General features: G+C 53.7%; 17 protein-coding genes. 2 read left to right on the forward strand and 15 right to left on the reverse strand.

Annotated elements, in window-relative coordinates; genetic code table 11:
- Positions 1–65 precede the first annotated feature (65 nt).
- A complete protein-coding gene (dxr, locus tag JR346_RS07605; RefSeq protein WP_205482133.1) occupies positions 66–1,376 on the reverse strand; it encodes a 1-deoxy-D-xylulose-5-phosphate reductoisomerase in 1,311 nt (436 codons plus the stop codon).
- A 116-nt stretch (positions 1,377–1,492) separates the two neighbouring features.
- Here dxr and JR346_RS07610 point away from each other — a divergent pair, with 116 nt between their 5' ends.
- Positions 1,493–2,461, forward strand: a complete 969-nt coding sequence (locus JR346_RS07610) for an alpha/beta hydrolase (protein ID WP_205482134.1) — start codon at positions 1,493–1,495, stop codon at positions 2,459–2,461.
- A gap of 104 nt (positions 2,462–2,565) precedes the next feature.
- Here the strand turns inward: JR346_RS07610 and JR346_RS07615 are convergent, their stop codons facing one another.
- From JR346_RS07615 to rpsB, 10 genes are all read right to left on the reverse strand, one after another.
- A complete protein-coding gene (locus JR346_RS07615) occupies positions 2,566–4,389 on the reverse strand; it encodes an ABC transporter ATP-binding protein (RefSeq protein WP_205482135.1) in 1,824 nt (607 codons plus the stop codon).
- Positions 4,390–4,572: 183 nt separating this feature from the next.
- Positions 4,573–4,833, reverse strand: coding sequence for a GlsB/YeaQ/YmgE family stress response membrane protein (locus JR346_RS07620; protein WP_204877516.1), 261 nt, complete (start codon positions 4,831–4,833; stop codon positions 4,573–4,575).
- A gap of 268 nt (positions 4,834–5,101) precedes the next feature.
- Positions 5,102–6,718 (reverse strand): cation acetate symporter, encoded by a 1,617-nt coding sequence (locus JR346_RS07625; protein ID WP_204877311.1) that lies wholly within the window; start codon positions 6,716–6,718, stop codon positions 5,102–5,104.
- Positions 6,715–7,116, reverse strand: a complete 402-nt coding sequence (locus JR346_RS07630; RefSeq protein ID WP_205482136.1) for a DUF485 domain-containing protein — start codon at positions 7,114–7,116, stop codon at positions 6,715–6,717. The genes JR346_RS07625 and JR346_RS07630 overlap by 4 nt, the downstream gene beginning before the upstream one ends.
- A gap of 182 nt (positions 7,117–7,298) precedes the next feature.
- A complete protein-coding gene (locus tag JR346_RS07635; protein ID WP_204877313.1) occupies positions 7,299–7,877 on the reverse strand; it encodes a DivIVA domain-containing protein in 579 nt (192 codons plus the stop codon).
- 19 nt (positions 7,878–7,896) lie between these two features.
- On the reverse strand, positions 7,897–8,760 hold the full coding sequence (locus tag JR346_RS07640) for a phosphatidate cytidylyltransferase (RefSeq protein ID WP_204877314.1): 864 nt from the start codon (positions 8,758–8,760) through the stop codon (positions 7,897–7,899).
- Between the two features lie 19 nt (positions 8,761–8,779).
- Positions 8,780–9,337 carry a ribosome recycling factor gene (gene frr, locus JR346_RS07645; RefSeq protein ID WP_204877315.1) on the reverse strand — a complete coding sequence of 186 codons (558 nt, stop codon included), beginning with the start codon at positions 9,335–9,337 and terminating at the stop codon, positions 8,780–8,782.
- Positions 9,338–9,525: 188 nt separating this feature from the next.
- Positions 9,526–10,266: a UMP kinase gene (gene pyrH, locus JR346_RS07650; RefSeq protein ID WP_204877517.1), complete on the reverse strand. Its 741-nt coding sequence runs from the start codon at positions 10,264–10,266 to the stop codon at positions 9,526–9,528.
- 158 nt (positions 10,267–10,424) lie between these two features.
- Positions 10,425–11,255 (reverse strand): translation elongation factor Ts, encoded by an 831-nt coding sequence (gene tsf, locus JR346_RS07655; RefSeq protein ID WP_204877316.1) that lies wholly within the window; start codon positions 11,253–11,255, stop codon positions 10,425–10,427.
- 144 nt (positions 11,256–11,399) lie between these two features.
- Positions 11,400–12,206 carry a 30S ribosomal protein S2 gene (gene rpsB, locus JR346_RS07660; RefSeq protein WP_204877317.1) on the reverse strand — a complete coding sequence of 269 codons (807 nt, stop codon included), beginning with the start codon at positions 12,204–12,206 and terminating at the stop codon, positions 11,400–11,402.
- Between the two features lie 655 nt (positions 12,207–12,861).
- Here rpsB and JR346_RS07665 point away from each other — a divergent pair.
- Positions 12,862–13,344, forward strand: coding sequence for a M23 family metallopeptidase (locus JR346_RS07665; protein ID WP_204877318.1), 483 nt, complete (start codon positions 12,862–12,864; stop codon positions 13,342–13,344).
- A 129-nt stretch (positions 13,345–13,473) separates the two neighbouring features.
- Here the strand turns inward: JR346_RS07665 and JR346_RS10410 are convergent, their stop codons facing one another.
- The 4 genes from JR346_RS10410 to JR346_RS07685 all read right to left on the reverse strand — a co-directional run bounded on the left by JR346_RS10410 (position 13,474) and on the right by JR346_RS07685 (position 21,432).
- Positions 13,474–13,899, reverse strand: a complete 426-nt coding sequence (locus tag JR346_RS10410) for an S-layer homology domain-containing protein (protein WP_240333912.1) — start codon at positions 13,897–13,899, stop codon at positions 13,474–13,476.
- Between the two features lie 78 nt (positions 13,900–13,977).
- Entirely contained in the window at positions 13,978–14,145 is a 168-nt protein-coding gene (locus tag JR346_RS07675; protein ID WP_205482137.1) for a hypothetical protein, read from the reverse strand.
- Between the two features lie 117 nt (positions 14,146–14,262).
- Positions 14,263–16,755: a S8 family serine peptidase gene (locus tag JR346_RS10415; RefSeq protein ID WP_240333913.1), complete on the reverse strand. Its 2,493-nt coding sequence runs from the start codon at positions 16,753–16,755 to the stop codon at positions 14,263–14,265.
- Between the two features lie 2,223 nt (positions 16,756–18,978).
- The gene (locus JR346_RS07685) at positions 18,979–21,432 is read right to left on the reverse strand and encodes a phage/plasmid primase, P4 family (RefSeq protein ID WP_205482138.1); all 2,454 of its coding nucleotides are present in this window, start codon (positions 21,430–21,432) and stop codon (positions 18,979–18,981) included.
- Positions 21,433–21,515: the final 83 nt, after the last annotated feature.

Below are 21,515 nucleotides of genomic sequence, written 5' to 3' on the forward strand. Positions count from 1 at the left end.
CTCACCTAGCCTTTATAGAATAGGGTGAGCGGGGTTTCTTTATGCTCGAACGCTTGCGAGCATGGTTAGCTCAGAATCTCGTTGGCACGGGCGCGTGCCCATTTCTCTGCTTCAAGGACGGCGTCCAAGGTGAGATGTGCGTCCTCAGTTTTCGCTATCGAATTCTCATGTTCTTCAAGCACACGCTGAACGGTATCGATCATGTCGGTAAAACGAATTTTTCCGGCGTGGAAGGCAGCAACTGCTTCTTCATTAGAGGCATTAAAAGCGGCAGGGAAGGTTCCGCCGCGTTTGCCTGCCTGCTTAATCATCTCAACAGCAGGGAATGCCTGGTTATCGAGGGGTTCGAAGGTCCACTTACTAGACTGTGACCAGTCATAGGGGTTTGCAACGCCGGGGACGCGGTGGGGCCAGGTCAGCCCCAAGGCGATAGGAAGCAACATGGTAGGTGGGGACGCCTGAGCAATGGTTGAGCCGTCCACAAACTGCACCATGGAGTGTACCACCGACTGGCGGTGAACGGTCACGTCAATGCGGTCAAGATCTACACCAAAAAGATGGTGGGCTTCAAGGACTTCCAGCGCCTTATTAACCATAGATGCCGAGTTAGTAGTCACTACCAGACCCATATCCCAAGTGGGGTGAGCCAACGCCTGAGCAGGAGTTACATCGTGCAACTGCTCACGGGTTTTACCGTGGAAAGGCCCACCGCTTGCCGTGAGAATAAGCCGGTCAATTTCGCGGTCAGTACCCGATGCTAAGGCTTGAGCGAGAGCTGAGTGTTCTGAGTCCACCGGAATCAAGGGCTGTTCGAGCGGCGAAGCGTCAACCGCTGCGCGCACCAGCGGGCCACCAGCAATCAGCGACTCTTTATTAGCCAGCGCCACCTGCTGACCAGAGTGAAGAGCGGCAAGAGTCGGCTCTAAACCAATAGAACCAGTAATACCGTTGAGCACCACGTCCGCCCCAAAAGTTGCAGCTTCGGTAGCGGCTTGCGGACCGTAGACAATACGCGGGGTGTAGCTAACTCCGGCGACAGCGGCGGCGTCCTTGATCAGCTGGGTGAGTGTGGCAGCGTCCTCAGCGTTACCAGAGGTAGCCACCAGCGCCGCACCGGTAGTGACCGCCTGGCGGGCAAGCAACGGCAGGGATGAACGTCCCGCAGCTAAAGCAACTACGCGCAAGGGAGCGTCATGGCTACCGGTTAACGTTGAGGCAAGAGACGCCATGTGGTCAATAACTTCGAGTGCCTGGGTACCAATGGAACCAGTAGAGCCAAGAATAGTTACCGTACGCCCCTCCCCCAGAAAATCAAGAAGCTCGGGGGTGAGAGATTCACGGGTGCCAAATTCAGGAGGTGTCGCGCCAAATTTCATGGTTTTAAGTATGGCACGCTCTTGTGCCGCTGTTTCCTCCCTAGAATGAAAGAGAATTGGTTTTTTGTTGGAGGAAGGCAGATGGTATGCAGGCACCCGAGGTTCAGAGACCGGGCATGAGCACTCTTATACCGTATGCACTGCAGCAGATACCGAAAGTGCAGCGGGTTGATCCCTCGCTACGCCACTGGATGCTCTACACCCCCTGGCATGTAAAAATGGGGTTGAAAGTGCGTGTACGCAACTGGAAGAAGTTTGAAGCGCAACCTGAACAGCAACAGCCTGTACGGGTGCGGGTCATTACGCCGAGTGTTGAGGGTTTAGCAGGCGGTCAGCCGTCTTTTCTGAATGTTCCTGAGACAAGAACCAGCAATGGCGCTGTCCTTTTTATTCACGGTGGCGGGCATTTACGCGGGGTCGCTGAGCCAGACCAGCCTTTTGTGAAACGCCTGGCACGGGCAGTGGGCGTTCCCATCTTAAGCGTTGCCTATAGGTCTGCGGAGGAGGAGCCCTTCCCCGCCGATTTAGACGATTGCTATGTTTCCTTGCGCTGGTTGCAGATGAATACCCAGAAACTAGGTATCGACCCGGCAAAGATTGCCGTGGTAGGCAAGAGTGCCGGTGGTGGCCTGGCAGCAGCATTGGTGCAGAAGGCTCTCGATTCAGGGCATCCGGTGGGTTTTCAGGGGCTGCTCTACCCCATGTTGGATGACCGCACCGCTTTGCGTGATGAGCACGAGCATCGCGGGGAATTTTTCTGGTCGGATGCGTGGAACAAGTACGCCTGGAATCTCTACCTGGGTGAGCAGGTGCAAGAGGAGAACGCCCCAAAATATGCCGCACCTGCCCGCCGCGAAAACTACGAGGGTCTGCCTAACACCTGGTTGGGCGTCGGCACACTCGACCTTTTTCACCCGGAATGTCTGACATACGCCCAGAACCTTCACGACGCCGGGGTTCAGGTACAAACCATTGAGATACCGGGTATGTTCCACGGTGCCGATCTCATGTTCCCCCAAGCCACCGCGTCTTTGAAACTCTGGAACTCGCTGTTTGTTGCCTTAGAAAAGTTCTTTGCCGGGTAAGACATTTTCCCGGAACTGACAAGAAAGTACCCCGCGTTAGTGTGAAAGTACTCTTCGTAAAGACAGTACTTTCACGCTAGCGCGGTACGATTCTGTGCAGATTATTAGCTGACGATATCGAAGCTCTGCAACCTCTTCTTATCGGATTTCTTACCGGAACCTTGCAGTGCCAGAAGCTCTGCGTAGATACCACCGGAGGCGGCAAGTTCTGCTGGGCTACCGATTTCGTCGATGTGCCCGTCCTTGAGCGTCACGATGCGATCCACCGCCGAAATCGTCGAAAGGCGGTGGGCGATAATCAACGATGTGCGACCCTCCATCAGTTCGTCTAATCCCTTCTGAACAGCTCGCTCAGCCTTGGTATCAAGAGCCGACGTTGCCTCATCCAAAATCAGGATCGGCGCGTCCTTGAGAATAGCGCGAGCCACCGCAATACGCTGCTTCTGACCGCCCGAAAGTTTCAGACCGCGTTCGCCAATCAAAGAGTCATAACCGTCGGCGAACTTCTCAATAAAGGTGTGGGCATTAGCCTTCTGTGCGGCAGCCACAATTTGCTCGCGGGTGGCATGCGGGTTGGAGTAGGCGATATTCTCAGCGATAGTTCCCGAGAACAAAGAAGCGTCCTGGAAAACCATTCCGATGCGAGAACGTAGCTGCTCCAAATCTGCACTGGCGATGTCGTGACCGTCAACAACAACCTTACCCTCACGCGGGTCGTAGAGACCCTCAAGCAAAGCCATGAGAGTAGACTTGCCGCCGCCCGATTCGCCCACGAAAGCGATCTTTTCCCCGCGTTTAATAGTCAGGTCAATGTTTTCTAGAACGTTAGCTTCGCCCTCGTAGCCGAAAGCCACACGGTCAAAGGCTATGAGGTTACCGCCGGGCTGGGTTGTCAGCGGGGACGTGCGGACGCCTTCGGTCTGTGCCTCTGCGCCTACTAGAGCTAGGGCGCGCATGTCAGCGTCAAGAGCCATCACATCGAAGTAATCCTTTGAACCGGCGATCGCTCGCTGAGCAGAATCAACAACCCAGCTCAAAGACGAAATGGGGTGTACTGCCATATTCATAAGCTGGATAAGAAGCACCATGTCGCCGATAGTGAAGTCGCCGCGGAGAGTACGCACGAAAATCATGAGGTAAAGACCGAAAAAGATGAGGTCAAGAAAGCCGCGGCGGGCAACATCCATACGGTGCCAGTAAGAGGACTGAGAGCGGGTGAGTCCAATTGTTTTTGCAAAGTGGCTGCTGAAGAGCCCGAGTTCGCGGCGCTCCTGTCCAAAGGATTTAACAACGCGAATCTGACCGATGACCTCATTGAAGCGACCGGAGGCGATGTCAATGTTCTTGTTCTTGTCGCCTTCCCAGACCTGCCATTTTTCACTGGTCTTTGAGGTGAGCCAGAAGTAGACCGGGAAGATAATCACCAGCAGCAGTGCCAGCGGCCAGTAGTACCAGCCGCTAATAGCAATCACGGCGATGGTCGTGATAATCATCGTGAAGAAGGAGTTGGAGAACATCTTCACGAAGTTAGTGATTTCGGTAATTGAACGGTTAAGCCGCGAAATGATAGTTCCTGTGAGCTCCGAATCGAAGTAGCTCTGGGGCAAAACCATGAGCTTTTCGTAGTAGCGGTTAGAGAGGATGGTACGCATTTTCTGGCTCATCACGTCGCCCCAAAAGCCCCCGATATTAGAAATGACGGTGTTGAACAGCTGAGAGGCAAAGTAGGCAACTGCGAACCAGATGATGATGCTCACCGGTTGCGGATCTGAGCCGTTGAGGGTGTTGACTACCGTATCGGTGGCGCCTTTGATGACGAACGGTGCAGCAAGCGCTGTGATAGAAACAGCGATGGAACAAACGATAATTCCTACGTAGTAGGGCATGAGTTCCTTGGTGGCACTCATGATTCTAAAGATGCTTTTCATGCGGTTTCTTTCTCAACCTTCAGGTGCGTGTGTTTCTTCCACTGTGCCAGTTCTTCTGTAGTCGGCGGTTATTTAGTGCGGTTATTTTGCCCATACCCCAGCTACTTGCAGTGCCCGCACAAACAAAGCACCCGCGTCCTTGATATAAGGACGCGGGTGGAAAGTTATGTAAGTCGCCAGGACTTAGCGGCGCTTGGTTACCGCACCGTAAATCCACAGAACGATCAGTGAACCAATAACTGCGGTAAAGAGAGTGCCGATACTGAATGACTGAATGCCGTCTGACAGACCGGGAACCATACTACCCAAGAAGCCACCGAGCATAGCGCCTACGATGCCGAGAACCATAGTGACGAGGATGCCACCACCCTGCTTGCCGGGCATGATGAGCTTAGCGAGTGCGCCAGCAATAAGACCAAGAATAATCCAACCAATGATACCCATGAGGTTTTCTCCTATGTATGTGTTCATGCAAACGCCATTAAATTGCGTTATGCTGTTGAACCTCATCTTATCTGCTTTACAAGGAAAATATAAGCTGTCTTGGGGATTTCACCAGAAAGTATGTTTTTATTCATAGTGCAGTGAGAATATACGGGCTAAAACCGTCACAGCCACAAAAATTTACCGGCTCACCGTGCTTTTGTCTCTACTGCGAGAGGCGGTAGCAGGGCGTGCCGGTAAATCTTTTGAGGGGTGTTACTGATTGTTTTTAGTGGTCGATTGCGCCCTCTGCGCCGACGCCGGTGAGTGAGCGAACTTCCATCTCAGCCTGCTTATACTCGTCCTCTGAACCATCCGTCAAGGAGCCGATGAAGCCCAAGAGGAAAGCCAGCGGAATGGAAACCAAGCCGGGGTTGCTCAGCGGGAAGATCGCAAAATCCGCTCCGGGAATCATTGAAGTTTCAGCGCCCGAGAGAACCGGGGAGAAAATGATGAGAACAACCGACGAGATCAGACCACCGTACATTGACCACACCGCGCCGCGAGTAGTAAAACCCTTCCAGAACAGTGAGAACAAAATGGTGGGCAGGTTAGCCGAGGCAGCAACCGCGAAAGCAAGCGCTACCAAGAAAGCAACGTTCTGCCCCTGGGCACCGATGCCACCTGCAACCGCCAGCAAACCGATAACAACCACGGTAGTCTTAGCAACCTTGATTTCTTTCTTGGGGTCAGCCTCACCCTTGCAGATCACCGAGGTGTAAATATCGTGAGCGAAGGATGCTGATGCGGTGATAGCAAGACCAGCAACCACAGCCAGAATAGTTGCAAACGCAATAGCTGCTACCAGCCCCATGAGTACTGAGCCACCCAGATGGAAAGCCAGCAACGGAGCCGCCGAGTTCACACCGCCGGGTGCTGCTTTAATCGCGTCCTGACCAACCAGAGCTGCGGCACCGTAACCCAGCACCAAGGTGAAGAGGTAGAACAAGCCAATGAGACTAATAGCCCACACCACCGACTTACGAGCTTCTTTAGCGGTGGGCACCGTGTAAAAACGCATGAGCACGTGTGGCAGACCAGCCGCACCGAAGACCAAAGCCAATGACAGTGAAATAAAGTCGAGCTTAGCGATTTCGCTGTGACCGTACTTGAGTCCGGGTTCAAGCAGGGCGGGGTTGCCAGTATTTTCAACCGCAGCCCCCAGCAGAGCTGAGAGGCTAAAGCCGTTGAGAGCTAGAATCCAAACGGTCATGACACCCACCGCCGCAAGCAAGAGGCAAGCCTTGATAATCTGAACCCAAGTTGTGCCCTTCATTCCACCGATGAGTACGTACACGATCATCAGCACGCCCACAATAACGATCACCAGCGACTGCCCTGCCTTGGAGCTAATACCCATCAGCAGTGAAACCAGCGCACCTGCACCAGCCATCTGAGCCAGTAAGTAGAAGAGGGTTACGGCAAGGGTTGAGATACACGCTGCAATACGCACCGGGCGCTGACGCAAACGGAAAGACAGCACATCTGCCATAGTGAATTTACCGGTGTTACGCAGCATCTCAGCGACCAGTAGCAAAGCCACCAGCCACGCTACTAAGAAGCCAATGGAGTAGAGAAAGCCGTCATACCCCTGAAGTGCAATAGCACCCACGATGCCCAAGAAGGACGCTGCTGAGAGGTAATCACCGGCGATGGCGAGACCGTTCTGAGTGCCGCTGAAGGAGCGTCCACCTGCGTAGTAGTCTGCGGCGGTTTTATTGTTTTTGGACGCGCGCAGCACCACCACCATGGTGGCTGCCACGAACAGCCCAAAAACGAGCATGTTGATCCAGGGGGTGCCTACGGTTTCTTGCGCCTCGCCTGCTGCTATGACAAGAGTATTCATGAGTGGCTCCCGCGGGTGTGAGTTGAGAGGTAAACATCGTTTTCGAGGTCAGCACGCAAAGCCGCTGCCTGGGGGTCAAGAGTGCGGTTAGCAAAACGTACGTACAGTCCTGTAATCGCAAAGGTAGAAACGAACTGCAGAAGACCCATCACAACACCCACATTGATGTTGCCCCATACCTTGGTTGTCATGAAGCTGGGCACGTAAATCGCCAAAATTGCGTAGAGAAAATACCAGACGAGAAAGATAAGCGCCATCGGGAAAATAAAAGAACGCTGGTCTTTGCGAAGTTTCTGAAAGGCATCGCTACGCTGCGCTGCCGCGAAATCTACCCGATCTGCGTCGAAGGCTCGTGCCTCCGGTGCCGGTGCCGGTGTTGGTGTTGGTTGCTGGGTCATATAACCCACCTCCTCAATTTTATATGACTGAGATAACAATATTATGAGTTCTGAGTCACATGGAGAATTTGGGGTAAAAAATATTTTCGGCGAGTCGCACAACACATCGGGTATAAGAAAACCGCCCTCACCACAGGGGCAAGAGCGGTTAACACCAGCACAGGCGCTGAATACCTCACAACCTACTTCAGGTAGTGCATCAAATCCAAGCAACGATCCAAAAAAGCGTCCACCTGGGTTTCATCGTACGATTTAGCACCCGTAGCGGAACGGAAAACAGCACCACGAATCAGCTGCACGTCAACATCGTCCGACATCTTAAACTCGGTTGCCAGTTGCTGGCACAGTGAATCCACATCAGCAATAAGATACCCTTTGGTCAGCTTCTTTGAGGGGTGTCTAAAACGCTGACCAGCCGGACGCTGTAACCTACCCATAATCGTTTCAGCAAGCTGCTCAATGTGGGCGCTCCAAGCGCTCATCCCATGCTCAGCAATAAACCCCCGACGCTCAATCGCCGCGAAGCGATCCTCAACGCGATCAAGAGCCGAATCAACGTCCTCAATGCAATAGCCGCCGGGTGCTGGAGGGAAGCTCTTCATGCGTATCGAACGCGCCGTCGAACCACCGGAGGCAGATTCACCGGCACGCAAGCTCTCATAATCATTAGCAAGCTCATCAAAATACTCATCCACAGCTTCAACGCTGTAGCCAACCTTACGCCCCTTCGCCAGAGCAAACTCAGAAATTCTTTTCTGCACGATCATTTCTACCTTCCACTTACAGGCTCAGCGACCAGGGGTCAAGCAACTCAAAAATCACGTACCCCGCAGCAATAGCAAACACGATTGAATCCAAACGATCCATCACCCCACCATGCCCCGGCAGAATGTTGCTCATGTCCTTAATACCAATTTCGCGCTTCACCATGGACTCAGCCAAATCACCCACCGTTGAAGCAATCACCAAGAAGAAAGCAATAATAAGACCAAACCACCAGCGCTCACCCATCACCACCATACAGATGATGCCAACAATGAAGGATCCAAGCATCGACCCAGCAAAGCCCTCCCACGTTTTCTTGGGAGAAATCTTCGGTGCCATAGGGCGTTTGCCCCACCGCACACCAGCAATATAGCCCCAGGTGTCGTTGCCAATTGCCATGACAACAATCGTAAAGACTTTACCCACGCCCGTATCTTCGCGATAGAGCAAAAGCGCAAGCGAAATAAGAAACGGCACCCAGCCCATCACGAACATCGAGCCCATGATTGACATAATCATGCCGTTCTTCGAACCGAAGAGCCGCCAAATAATCACTAGCAAGCTAGAAGCTACCACGCCAAAAATAAGCCACTGGGCTCCACCGTAGTAGGCAAAAAAAGGCATCGTTGCCGCAGCAACCACCGCGGGAATCACAGGAACACCCATGCCGCGCTTCTGGTTCAGCCCGTTCGTTACCTCCCAGGCACCCACAGCAGTAGCAGAGGCAGCTAAACACACCAAAATAACCGGTACAAAAAACAAACCCACCGCCAGCAAGCCACCGAGAACAACCCCGACAGTGATGGCGGCAGGTAAGTTACGACCAGCCTTAGATTTTTGGGGCTGGCTCGCTGTACCTTCAGAGAGCTTCTCGCTCATAGATACAGACCTTAATCGTTTAGACTTCCGAAAGCTCAGTTTCTTTGTGCTTCAGCAAGGTATCGATGGTCTCAACGTGCTTCTTCGTCAAACCGTCGAGTTCCTTTTCAGCGCGAGTACCCTCGTCCTCACCAATTTCGCCGTCCTTGACGAGCTTATCGATGCTAGTCTTGGCGTGACGACGCACGTTACGCACTGCAACACGAGCGTCCTCAGCCTTGTGGCTGACTAACTTGATGTATTCTTTACGACGCTCTTCAGTCATTTCGGGCATCACGATGCGAATAACGTTGCCGTCATTTGAGGGGTTAGCACCCAAATCTGAGTCGCGCAGAGCCTTCTCAATGGCGCTCATTGCACCCTTATCGTAAGGGGTAATCAAAATGGTACGAGCCTCAGGAGTCTGGAATGAAGCCAGCTGCTGCAAAGGGGTCGGCGCACCGTAGTAATCAACAGTCAATGATGAGAACAGTGAGGGGTTCGCACGACCGGTACGAACGTTTGAAAATTCGTTTTTTGCAGCGTCAATGGCTTTATTCATCTTTTCGCCAGCTTCAGCCAAGATTTCTTCGATCATAGGCGTTTCTCCTTATATAGAACTACAGGTTTTCATCCCGCAGCGGCGAGGAGTATTCCCCACCCAATATTATTTCTCTCTCAACAGTCTAGTAGCCCAGTCACTGACCGGGCTACTTCTAAACACCCAAACACCCGATTACTAGATTTCTTTTGCCTCTAGCATCGAGTCAGGGTGTACACACTGTTTTATGCGGTAACGAGAGTACCCATCTTCTCGCCCAAAATAGCGCGAGCCACGTTGTCTTCACCTTGCATACCGAACACACGCATTGAAACCTTGTTATCGCGGCACAGAGCAAAAGCGGTCTGATCCATGACACGAATATCGCGCTGCATCGCCTCATCATAGGTGAGGCTAAAAAGACGCTCAGCATTGGGGTCCTTGTTGGGATCAGCAGTGTAAATACCATCTACACCGTTCTTAGCAACCAGCACCTCGTCCGCCTGAATCTCAAGAGCACGCTGCGCGGCAACAGTGTCGGTGGAGAAGTAAGGCAAGCCAGCACCAGCACCGAAAATCACCACGCGGTCTTTTTGCATGTGGCGGATAGCGCGACGAGGAATGTAAGTCTCAGCAACCTGCGGCATGGTGATGGCTGACTGCACACGGGTATCGATACCTGCCTGCTCCAGGAAATCCTGCAAGGCCAGTGAATTCATCACCGTACCGAGCATGCCCATGTAATCAGCGCGTGAGCGATCCATACCGGCAGTTGACAGTTCAGCACCGCGGAAGAAGTTACCGCCACCAATGACAATCGAAGTCTCGACCTTGCCTACGGTGGACGCAATCTGCTCAGCGATACCGCGAATCACCTCGGTATCAATGCCTACCTTGCCACCGCCAAAAACCTCACCAGAAAGCTTCAGAAGGACGCGGCGGCGTCCGGTGGCGTCATTATTAATCTTGGTTGCGGTCTCGGTCATGGGATCCTCCACAGAATAATCGGGCAAAAGCGCTTGCAAACGCACCTTTGCAGGCTCTAGAAAAGCATACGACAAAGGGGAGCACCGTTGCGGTACTCCCCCAATGTCACCACTAAATTACGTGTATATCACACACGCAGTGGCAGGTGGTGAAAACCTTATGCACCTACGCGGAAACGCTCGAAAGCAGTTGCGGTTGCACCAGCTTCTGACAGAACCTGAGCAACTGACTTTGAGGAGTCCTTTGCGAAGTCCTGGTCGAGCAGGGTGTTTTCCTTGTAGAAAGCCTTGAGCTTACCCTCAACAATTTTGGGGATAATCTGCTCGGGCTTGCCCTCAGCTGCTGCGGTCTCTTCAGCAACGCGCTTTTCAGCTGCGATGTCGTCTGCTGAGATAGCATCTGAGTTGAGGTACTTGGGTGACATAGCAGCAATGTGAACTGCAACGTCGTGTGCAACCTCGTCGGTGTTTGAACCCTCAACAGCCAGCAGAACGCCAACCTGTGCGGGCAGATCCTTTGAGGTCTTGTGCAGGTAAACTGCTACGTTTTCGCCCTCAATACGTGCTACGCGACGAACAACAACCTTTTCGCCCAGCAATGCGCCAGCTTCGGTGGTCAGTTCTTCAACGGTCTTGCCGTCAACGGTAGCTGCCTTGAGTTCGTCCAGGGTTGAAGCGTTCGCTGAAACAGCTGCTTCGAGAACGTTGTTAGCAAAAGCAATGAAAGGCTCGCTCTTAGCCACGAAGTCGGTTTCTGAGTTAACTTCAACCATGAAACCTGCGCCGTTTTCAACGCGAGCGGCTACGATGCCCTCTGCGGTTGCGCGACCTTCACGCTTGGTGACACCCTTGAGACCCTTAACGCGGATGATCTCCATTGCCTTCTGCTGATCGCCGTTAGCTTCGTCGAGAGCCTTCTTGACGTCGAGCATGCCAGCGCCGGTCTTTTCGCGCAGTGCCTTGATGTCTGCTGCAGTGTAGTTCGCCATAGTGTGAACTCCTAAGTTATTGATTTCAAAGGTTTGTGGGGCACAGCACCTCGCCACTTTCGCAAGAGGTAAGGCTCTGCGGGGAACATAAGACGGCACACCGTTTGCATCAAAGGGGGTACCGTCTTATGTTGTTCAAGCTATTTACTTAGCTGACTCTTCTGCTTTTTCTGACTTTGCAGCTTCGTGCTGCTCCAGCAGTTCCTTTTCCCATTCAGCCATGGGCTCTTCGGTTGAATCAGCCTTGCCAGCCTTCTTGTTGTTACGCTCAAGCAGACCCTCAGCAACCGCGTCCGCGATAACACGGGTCAGCAGATTGATGGAGCGGATTGAGTCGTCGTTACCGGGGATGGGGAACGCAACTTCGTCCGGGTCTGCGTTGGTGTCAAGAATACCAACAACGGGGATGTTCAGCTTCTGAGCTTCGTCAACCGCGAGGTGTTCCTTCTTGGTGTCAACGATCCAGATGAGTGAAGGAGCCTTGGTGAGGTTACGGATACCGCCAAGGGTCTTCTCAAGTTTCTCGTGCTCGCGACGCAGCAGAAGGAGTTCCTTCTTAGTGTACTGTGAGCCTGCGACATCGTCGAAGTCCAGCTGCTCAAGTTCCTTCATACGATCGATTCGCTTTGAAACGGTCTGGAAGTTGGTGAGCATACCACCGAGCCAGCGGTGGTTAACGTAGGGCATGTTGACGCGGGTTGCCTGGTCAGCAATTGCTTCCTGAGCCTGCTTCTTGGTACCAACGAACAGTACGGTGCCGCCGTGTGCAACGGTGGTCTTGACTGCTTCGTATGCCTTGTCGATGAATTCGAGTGACTGCTGCAAGTCGATGATGTAGATGCCGTTGCGCTCGGTGAAAATGAAGCGCTTCATCTTGGGGTTCCAGCGGCGGGTCTGGTGACCAAAGTGAACACCTGAATCGAGCAGCTGACGCATAGTTACGACGGGCATGTCGTCTCCTTTAGAAAGTGGTGCCGGGCAGTCCCCTGGTTCCAGGCTAGATCTGCCACGCGCATAGTAGTTATCGGTTACACGGCAAACTCTTATTGTTTTGCCCCTGGCAAACCGCCGGTAATCTTCGAAGAAGTGACGAAGTTTTCACCGTCGAGCCCTGACTGCTGGTGCAGACCGAAGGTCTCTTATCACTGCGTAAGGGATCGGTTGCTACCGCAAGAATTTACGGAGCTGTTGAGCCTTAGCATGTGCGCGGGTTTGCGCGTTGTCAGATCGTTAGGTAACTAACGATGAACACGCGTGTAAGTGCGTTCTTTGTCTTTTCGTAAAGTTCTTTACGAAAGGCAAACTGCAAGCACCAACTATACCCCAGGTTGTGGTGCATTCAGCGGTTTTGTGAGGCAAAATGCACCAAAGGAAAGGATTGAGTGATACCCCACACACCACTTACCTGTGGATAAAGTTGATAAGGGGGTATTTATCCACAGATTTAAGGGTTTTACTCCCCCAATCGACGTATCTGTGGTTCGCTCGTTACATGAACTGCACCCAGTATTTATCTTCTTTTCATTTTTATCTTCAACGGTGGACGCGCCGCGTGAGCTCCCGGACCATAATACGGGTTGCGCTGGCAATAGTGATGCTAGGGGTTATGGTAGGAAGCACCCCCGCAATTGCTGAATCCACCCCATCCTTACCCAGCTGGCACCCACCGGTGACACATCCTTATTTAGTAGATCGGGAGTTCGATAAGCCCGCGAAGAAGTGGCAGGCAGGGCACCGCGGCGTTGATTTTAGGGTTGATGCGGAGGCTAAGGTTTACTCCCCTGCTACCGGTGAAATTACTTTTTCGGGAACGGTAGTTGACCGTCAGGTGATTACCGTAACCCACAGCGACGGGCGTAAATCCAGCTTTGAGCCTGTCGCTGAACCGTTGCCAGTCGGTGAGCGCGTTGAGGCGGGGCAGGTAATTGCTGTAATGGACGCCAGTATTGAACATTGCGCGGGCGGCGGGCACTGCCTGCACTGGGGCGTGCGAGAGAAAGAGACAGAGGAATATCTGAACCCGCTGCTACTTCTGGGTGAAGGTGCGCCCTCCGTTCTCTTACCCATTACCGATGATTTTGCGGCATAGACGACAGACACCCCGTACTGCCTACCTTAAATCGCCAAGGGATGCCGTACGTCCCTTGTGAAAATACCCAAATACATTGGCATGGACGTACAGCACCCCTTGAGAGTTGAGAGCGACTACTGCAAAGAACTAGTAGGCGCGTAGGGCACCGTGATTGCTGAGTCGGTACATGAAAGCACCCATCGCATCGCGTTTCACGGGGCTGACCGCACGGAAAGTGCGGTCAGGCCACCCTGTTGAAATACCGGTTGCAGAAAGCCAGGCAATTTCGTTTCCCCTGTATGCCTGAATACCAACATACGCCATCACGTATTTTCCATTGGCTGCCTTCTCAACAGAAGGAGCCCAGGTTTCAAAACACCCTGAAACTGCCGTATTGCAGTTGGGCTGTTGCTTAACCCAGGTGCCCGGTAGAGCCAGAGTATCGTTGTACCAATAATCAGAGGCGTTCGCAGGCTTGCGACCTGCGGGGCTGACTACAGGGGTGTATCGCTGGTTGGTCGTCCATTTTTTCAGGTCGGTGGAAGTAATCAGGGGGACGTTGCCTCCGCCCATGCTCGTACCGTAGGCGTAGTAGGTGCCATTTTCTTGGAAGACATCGGGATCAGCGAGATCGCCAATGGTGATGTTATGTCAGGGTACCCACTGACCAGTTGTTACGTAAGGTTTACCGGCAACGAACCAAGGACCATCGGGGTAAGCGGACGCCGGTGGCATAGCGAGCGCTGCAGCCACTGTTGCTGCCGCTGCCGCCAAACCCACCTTTTTGAGCGCTCGAAAGCGTGAGAGAAGGGCAGACATAGAGTATGTGCTTTCTTGTGTGTGAGTGAAAAGGTTTTCGGGTTCTATGGTAGGTGCGTTGCCACCCATTGACTTTTCGGCTCAGAGGGGACGATTGCTCGAACAGGTGGCATTTACTTAGCCGCGTTTTTTGAGCAGCTGTTTCTGGTCAGCGCGGTACATAAAAGCTGCCATTGCCTCACGAGTGACGGTGGCACGGGGGCGGAAGGTGCCGTCCAACCAACCGGTTGTTATACCGGTAGCAGCAAACCAAGACACTTCATGATAGAACATGTCGTTGGCGGTGATGTCAGTAAAGGGCGAGCGTGTAGCAGCAGTGTGCGCGGGTTCTCCTGCCATGCGGTAAAAGAAAGCTGCCATGGCGTCTCTGTTAATGGCTTGGTCTGGTCGGTAGGTTCCGTCTGACCAACCAGTGCTAATACCGTTTTCTGCTAGCCAGGAAATCTCGTGGTAGAAGGGGTGGGTAGTGGGTAGGTCTTTGAAGTTGGGGGTTGTCGGTGCGGTGTAGGTAGGGGAACCCGCTAGACGGTATAGGAAGGCAGCTATATCAGCGCGGCTCACTGTTTGATAGGGACGGTAGGTTCCGTCTGACCAACCGGTGCTGATACCTGCTTGTGAGAGCCACCGTATTTCTTGTGCGAAGCTAGAACCAGTGATATCGGTGAAGCCAACGCGCGTCACTCCCCCAGTGGGTGTCCACCGTAGCTTCACGCCGCTGGTGAAAGTGACAGTGATAGAGCCATCCGGTTGAGGCACCTCACCTGTGACCGGGTAGCCCAGTGTGCGAGTAAAGCCGTTATTGCGCCAGTGCCAGTAGAGAGCGCCCTTGAGGTTGAGGGTTTGTACACCGCCCTGCGGTGACCAGATGAGGGCGGTTTCTACCCCGGTTGCGGTGCGGAAGTTTTGGATTGCTCCGGGTCCTAAGATGTGCTCCGCATCGGTGGGGTAACCGTAGGCGTTTTCGTAACCGGCTGTGCGGTAGAAAGATCCGATAGCGCCATTGAAGTAGACGGGTGCGGCACCGGTGAAAGGCGACCAGTAAATAGTTGTTCCAGAATCAAAGTTTTGGGCGTACCCGCCATCGCGTAGAGGAAATTCAGCGCCGAGGGGCTGACCGAAGTGCGTGGCACCGCCACGGCCCCAGTAGTAGTTTCCAATTGCTCCGGTCAACGCAAAACGCGGTACAAGGACAACGGCTTCCGTTGCTTTTCGGGCATTCACCATCAGGTAACCGTTAACAGAGGTTCCTGTAGCTTTGAGAATTTCGCGAATACGCTCTACCGAAAGATTCGGGTCGCGTTCCTTCATCAGGGCAACAATTCCGGTCACGTGTGGCGCTGCCATTGAGGTGCCGTGTAAATAGCCATAGGACGCAGCCCCCTGGGTATAGGTGCCGGTATTCTTTGTTGACCACAAGGGCGCAGCTGAGTTGCCACCGGGAGCCAATACATCGAGCATTGGACCCCAGTTAGAATAACCGACCATTGTGTTATTGATGCTGGTTGATCCCACCACGATAGCGCCCAGACAGTTAGCGGGCATCACTGTATTGGCGTTAATACCCTGGTTACCCGCCGAAGCAATCACCGGAACGTTGCGGGCGTGCGCGAGGTTCACGGCGTCCTGCATAACCTGAGGGCAGCGTCCGGTAGGCATAACGATACCTTCAGAAAAGTTAACCACGTGAGAGGGTGTGGGATTGTTGGGCACACCCGCCTGAGGAACTCCGGCGCTCCACGCCACACCGGCTGCCTGGTCTGAAACGTAGGTGGTGCCGTCCTTACCCATGACGCGTGCGTGCTGAATCTGGGCGTTGGGCGCCACACCGGCAACACCTATACCGTTATCGGTTGAGGCAGCGGCGATCCCGGCAACATGGGTTCCGTGCCAGGTTGAGACCAAAGAGTAATGGGGACCCCAATCACCCTCATCGTTAGGGTTGGGGTCGCGTCCATCTCCGTCGCGGGAGTGATCAATCGTTGAAACAAAGTCATACCCGGGTAGCATTTTCCCGTTGAGATCAGGGTGGGATGTCTGACCCGTATCTGCCACACCAATGCGTATTCCCTGCCCGGTTGCAAAGCGCCAAGCACCCGCGGCGTCAATGGCGCGCATATTCCACTGATAACCAGCGTAGTGGGGGTCATTCGGTGGATTGCCGGGAATTGCCGCTAAACCGCCGGCAATAATGTAATCCGGCTCTGCGTACTCAACGTTGGGGTTTTCTTCTAGCTTTTCAACAGCCTCTGCTTGCTCAGCTTTATCAAGAAAAGCACCCGCGTCAATTACCTCAGCCCCAGCAATGGTTTCTTTGACGATATCGGCGCTCTCGGTGACCGCTGTAGTGTCAGTGAGTTCTTCGACGATGCTCTCTTTAGTCTGCTCGCTGACGTCCTTAGCGAACTTGACGATGATCTGGTCAGTTTCAGCTAGCACCGTGGGGTGGGCGTTGCGTTCAATGGTTTCTTGATCTTCAGCAAGGACGCGGAGGGGCGGGGCATAGGCGCCAGCTTGAGGTGTAGATGGGGCAGCCAGTGCTGGGGTCAGCGCCCCGAAGAAAGTGAGAGCTGCTAAAGAGAGCGTGAGGCGCCGAAGCGATGTGCGTTTCATGGTTGTTCCGTTTTCGGCAGAGAAAGTGTTATGCAACTAAGTTTACCCATCAGTAGTTTTACCGCCGGAATTATTAAGGGGTACTCCGTCTTTAGAGTGGGGTTGCCCAGTTCCCCCTCAAGATATCTACGGCATCCCTCCACGGTTTTCACTTCGGGCAACCCCGGTGAAAGCACACAGCAAACCCCCGACTGAGCCAAGCCAGACGGGGGTTTTGCGTATTTATATGTAGGGCCTGCGGGACTTGAACCCGCGACCAAGGGATTAGAAAAAGCGGGGTTCATCTATATTTATAGAGAATGAAAAATAAGGCTCTGACTAGGCTTTACGCCGATTCCTTAGTGTGGTGAGATTCTTTTTTATTCATCTTCTTTCGTTTGTAATTGGACAGTTTTTGGACACCTATTTAGCCCGCCCGCCCAGCAGTGCCACAGAGCTACCTCATGGACACCACCCACCCCATGCACCACCAACAGCGAGCGCAATTCTCTGCCCTGCTCTGCCGTCACCACGCCCACCCCGGGCAACTACCGAGAAAATCTCGGTGGTTGCTTGGGACGGGAAGACCCGTGAAATGACCGCTCTGCATAAGGGCGCTGTGCCGATGTGGCTTGCCACCCTCTCAGAGAACAAGGTCAAGCAAGAAGCTCGCCACCAGCACCGCATAAAAAGCATGGGGGGGGAACCCCACCCCCTCCCCGCCCCCTTTTTCCCCGTTCGGTGGTGTCTGTCACTAGAGGTCTGTACGGTTGCCAGGGGTTTAGAATAACCCGCTTTGGAGTTGATAAATATGCGATGTCCTATCTGCGGCGCGCCGGTTTATGCGCACACAGGGGCACACCCTTTGCCAGCTACAGCCTGAACCGCGCTCGCCACCAGCTGTGGGTGTTACACCCACAGCTGCTCATTCATCCGCGGCAACAGCTGAAACTCAAAACCACCAAATCGGCGGTTTTGAAAATCACCTGCCCTTTGTGTTTGTGGAAAGTTGCCGGGGGGATATTTCTCTATACCGAGGGGTGTGACTGGCTGGTAGGAGGGGAGGGGATACCCCCGTGGAGAGAAAGGACGGCGGCACTCCGGGGCGGGGCAAAGCAGGGTGTTGCTGGTGGCGTTGTCGTCCCTTTGCTCTTGCTCTGTTGTAACCTCAACGAACGGGTGAAAAATACTGACCCTATCCACAGGGTGTTATTCCCCCGCCTGTTGAGTTCTGAACCTGTGCATCATCACAGGTGCTATGCGCTAGCGGTCAAGGGTCAGATGGCGGCGGGGTCTACCCCCTACGTTCATGGTGGCTAGGAAGTCTTGGGCAACCGATATGAACATAATATCGGTTGGTGCAGATGGTCGGCGGGCACGAGAAAGCCCCCTCATACACGGGCAAGCGTGCTACACAGATAATCTGTGTAGCTGGTGCAGATGTACGTTTTTCGTACACCAGCTAAAGCCCCTCATGCGCGGGCAGGCGGATGACAGGATTACTATTCCGGTCATCGATTCTTCATGTACGGGTGACCGCCCAGACTAGCAACCGCAAGCGAGCGCGGATACAAGAAAGCCCACGAATATCGTAGAAAGGGTTCGCGAAAGCTCCCTCTGCATTGTGGAGGTAGATACCGGCTGCGGCTAAAGCCAATGAATTTCATAGACGAGCGCGGGTAATAAGAGGGGTATGAGTTTTATTCACACCCTTTTGCGCAGACGCAGGTAAGAGGTGAAACACTTTTTACCCGAACGGTTGAAAAGTCCCTCAAAGGGTCTCCACATTCTGGTGACCCTTATATTAGCCCCCTCAGGGTGTGGTCGAGAGATGACGGTGCTCTAACCGCCACCGGCTGACAGAGACAAACGGGACATAGATTCTCTATTATCAGCTCCACTAAATTATTACCCCCCTTTTTTACCTAGGCTTGTTATATAAGAAAGTTCGCCCCGTTTGTCCCTTATGGGTTGTTTTGCCCTGTATTTACAGGGTTTTTGTAGGGACATAGACCCTAAAAAGTTTGTCCCTCGTTTGTCCCTCCTATGTCCCTTTCTGTGTGAATGCTGGGTATTTACTGTTAGCTAGATGGGTATTTTGGGCTCTTGGCAAGGTGAACACCAGCAATAAGGGACATAGAAAAGGGCACGAAAAAGGGGCGTTTGTCCCTCGTCAAACGCCCCTAAAACTCACCCGAAAACGGTAGACCAAAACCGGCAAACCGGCTGCCTCAGCCCTGTGCCTTAGTCCTCTCGCTCGTTCTCTGCCAACAAACCTATGCCCCGATAAATCCTTATGCTGTCGCTCTTGGTATCGGTCACCCCGCACCTTTCAAGCCGCTGCTTATACGCGTCCTTTTGCCAGTTCCCTTGAACCCCGTTCACCTGACAGTAATTTACGAACGCGTCCTTGAGCGTCCTAATAGGCACAGCCTGACCCGCCCCAAATGAGCACCACCCCGCCAAAAACCCCGCGAAAGGATCAGCAGCAAGCTCATATTCATTAGTCGCTGCTTGCACCACATCGGGAACGGGAATCTTCTTACCGCCCTTCCAGTAGCGCCATGCGCCCTCAATACACCACGCCAACACCTGACCGCCGTGCAACCGTGAAAGTTTGTGCTCAAGTTCCGGGTCTAATTCATCGGGGCTGATAGTGCGAGTAAAGGGAATGACCCGAATACGCCGCCACATCGAAAGCCCGCCACCTGTAGGGATAAGGGGCTTGTGATTACCCACCAAGAACAGGGAAAAAGTAGGGGTTATTTCCTCAGCATTTGCCCGCATACGCGACACATAGAGCGCGTCCCCACCTGTCAGGCGCTTAATCTTGCCCTCATTCAAAGCGTCAGCGGCGTTGATTTCAGGCAAGATAACAGCCCTTTTGCTCTTGAGCTTGTACAAAGAATGCTCATCTTGACGGGCGTTCGGGTTGCGGTCAGTGGTGACAATCAAAGGGCTTGCACTGGTGGCATAGTCCCCTAGAACGTGTTGCAGCGTATTGAAGAAAACGCTCTTACCATTAGCGCCTTGACCGTAAGCGAAAATAAAGGTGTGCTCGTATATCTGCCCATAGAGCGCCGCCCCTATCACCAGCTGCAAGTAATCAATCACCTCAGCAGGTAGCACGCTGCTCAGAAAGTTATCCCACTCACCGCCGCGCCACTGCTGGGCAGGGGTAGCGCCGGTAATCATCGTGTGAAAATGGCTAGAGTCGTGCGCTCCTATGTGCCCGGTAGACAGCTCCACCATTCCCCCCGGCGTGTTCAGTTCCAAGAGGTGAGTATCAAAACTTTTTTCGCTGATTGCTAGGCTCGGTTTAGCCAAATCAAGAACCGCGTTTATCCGCTGGGCGTTCTGCATTTTTTCCTTGAACTTGCGCTGCTCTTGCGTCTGCTGGGGCAGTTTCTGCACCGTCTGGAGAGCTTTTTTCTTAGCAGCGAGCGCATTAGGGTCTGACACCCACCGCGTGCCGTCCCACTTGAACCATTTACCCGGCTCTGAGTCAGCGAAAACCAATTCTGCTTGGTGCTCTTTCACATAGCGCTCGCTCACCCCTAGCTCAGTTTCAGCGATTACCCCGGCGGTATCGGTACTACCGACCCCCTCATAATTGCTGTGTACGCGCTCGCTAGAGGGTGCTGCCGCCTTTGTGTGGTGCGGGGTGAATGGTTGCCCGTAGCCTTGCGCGCGTAGGTCTTTAGTAAGTTGTCTCATGTCCTCGTTTCCGTAGGTGAGTAGTGCCAGCACCCGAGGTGCTGAGTAGCTTCTTTCCGCTTCAAAGGGGGCGGCGTTGGAACTGAAAACGTGCAGTACCTGCCGCCCGTCTGGTTGCTGGAAAACAGTTGCGCTGTTGCCGTGCGCGCGTTTCTTGCCGGGGCGGGTCATGAGCGTTCTGTTGCCTTGCTTGCCGTGTAGCGTCCACCCGTGCCCGGTCAGTATTTCTACTAAGTCGTTTTGCTCTGCCCAATCATCAAGAGGGCTTGCCCCTGTGGGGCGCTGGGTTGGTGCAGCAAGGCGGGGAACATACGCCGGTGCGCTGGGCGCTGGTTGGCTCTCTTGCACCCCGGGTACTGACAGTGAGGGGTCAAGGTTGCACACCTCCCATAAGAGCCGGTGAAAGCTGGTGCGCTGGGCGGGGGTAATCACAGGCACAGTGCTCAAGCCGCCGCTGATAAGCTGCCACCGGTTGCCCGTAGCATGGTGCGCCCCGGGTGTTGGTGCTATCACGGTGTAGCCACCCTCTGAGCGGGTTTCTGCTGAGACCTCAAGTACCCCGGTATCAGTGTTGGGCATACGCGCTATCTTGGTATTGCCGCTCATAGGCTGACCCTCGGGCAAGTCCACGCGGTAGAACCAATGCACCCCGCCAGAGGGCGAGCGCTCTACCCACCCGCTCAAGGCGCGTGATAGCTCGGGGTGTTCTTGGCTTAGGCGTTCTTGTATGGTCGGTAAGAGGTGCGCGGCGCGTCCCTCTATTTCCGTCATTTCAAGGTTTCCTGACACCCTGCCGGTGATAGCTGCTAGACCGTAGCTATTACCAGCGAACCAGCCTTTCACTTGTTCCGGTGTGGGCAAGGTGCTCTGAAATGGTTTCCAGCTCACGGCGGGACTTTTGGACGTGTCGCGGCGTATCGGGATAAGGCTAATGCCGTTCTCTAGGGCGTTCAGAGCCGTTTCTAAGGTTGTGGTGCTCATGCGCTCACCGCCGGTTCTTCTAACCCGCTCCAATTCCTCACCAGCAACTCGCACGCCGGGCACACCTGCAAACACTGTGCAGC

The sequence above is a fragment of the Rothia sp. ZJ932 genome (genome assembly GCF_016924835.1).
Taxonomy (GTDB): domain Bacteria; phylum Actinomycetota; class Actinomycetes; order Actinomycetales; family Micrococcaceae; genus Rothia.

What these genes read in the sequence shown, in the direction of transcription:
- dxr (WP_205482133.1), bottom strand. Translation starts at nt 1,376, where the DNA reads ATGAAATTTGGCGCGACACCTCCTGAATTTGGCACCCGTGAATCTCTC.
- JR346_RS07610 (WP_205482134.1), top strand. Translation starts at nt 1,493, where the DNA reads ATGAGCACTCTTATACCGTATGCACTGCAGCAGATACCGAAAGTGCAG.
- JR346_RS07615 (WP_205482135.1), bottom strand. Translation starts at nt 4,389, where the DNA reads ATGAAAAGCATCTTTAGAATCATGAGTGCCACCAAGGAACTCATGCCC.
- JR346_RS07620 (WP_204877516.1), bottom strand. Translation starts at nt 4,833, where the DNA reads ATGGGTATCATTGGTTGGATTATTCTTGGTCTTATTGCTGGCGCACTC.
- JR346_RS07625 (WP_204877311.1), bottom strand. Translation starts at nt 6,718, where the DNA reads ATGAATACTCTTGTCATAGCAGCAGGCGAGGCGCAAGAAACCGTAGGC.
- JR346_RS07630 (WP_205482136.1), bottom strand. Translation starts at nt 7,116, where the DNA reads ATGACCCAGCAACCAACACCAACACCGGCACCGGCACCGGAGGCACGA.
- JR346_RS07640 (WP_204877314.1), bottom strand. Translation starts at nt 8,760, where the DNA reads ATGAGCGAGAAGCTCTCTGAAGGTACAGCGAGCCAGCCCCAAAAATCT.
- frr (WP_204877315.1), bottom strand. Translation starts at nt 9,337, where the DNA reads ATGATCGAAGAAATCTTGGCTGAAGCTGGCGAAAAGATGAATAAAGCC.
- pyrH (WP_204877517.1), bottom strand. Translation starts at nt 10,266, where the DNA reads ATGACCGAGACCGCAACCAAGATTAATAATGACGCCACCGGACGCCGC.
- tsf (WP_204877316.1), bottom strand. Translation starts at nt 11,255, where the DNA reads ATGGCGAACTACACTGCAGCAGACATCAAGGCACTGCGCGAAAAGACC.
- rpsB (WP_204877317.1), bottom strand. Translation starts at nt 12,206, where the DNA reads ATGCCCGTCGTAACTATGCGTCAGCTGCTCGATTCAGGTGTTCACTTT.
- JR346_RS07665 (WP_204877318.1), top strand. Translation starts at nt 12,862, where the DNA reads ATGGTAGGAAGCACCCCCGCAATTGCTGAATCCACCCCATCCTTACCC.
- JR346_RS10410 (WP_240333912.1), bottom strand. Translation starts at nt 13,899, where the DNA reads ATGGGCGGAGGCAACGTCCCCCTGATTACTTCCACCGACCTGAAAAAA.
- JR346_RS07675 (WP_205482137.1), bottom strand. Translation starts at nt 14,145, where the DNA reads ATGTCTGCCCTTCTCTCACGCTTTCGAGCGCTCAAAAAGGTGGGTTTG.
- JR346_RS10415 (WP_240333913.1), bottom strand. Translation starts at nt 16,755, where the DNA reads ATGAAACGCACATCGCTTCGGCGCCTCACGCTCTCTTTAGCAGCTCTC.
- JR346_RS07685 (WP_205482138.1), bottom strand. Translation starts at nt 21,432, where the DNA reads ATGAGCACCACAACCTTAGAAACGGCTCTGAACGCCCTAGAGAACGGC.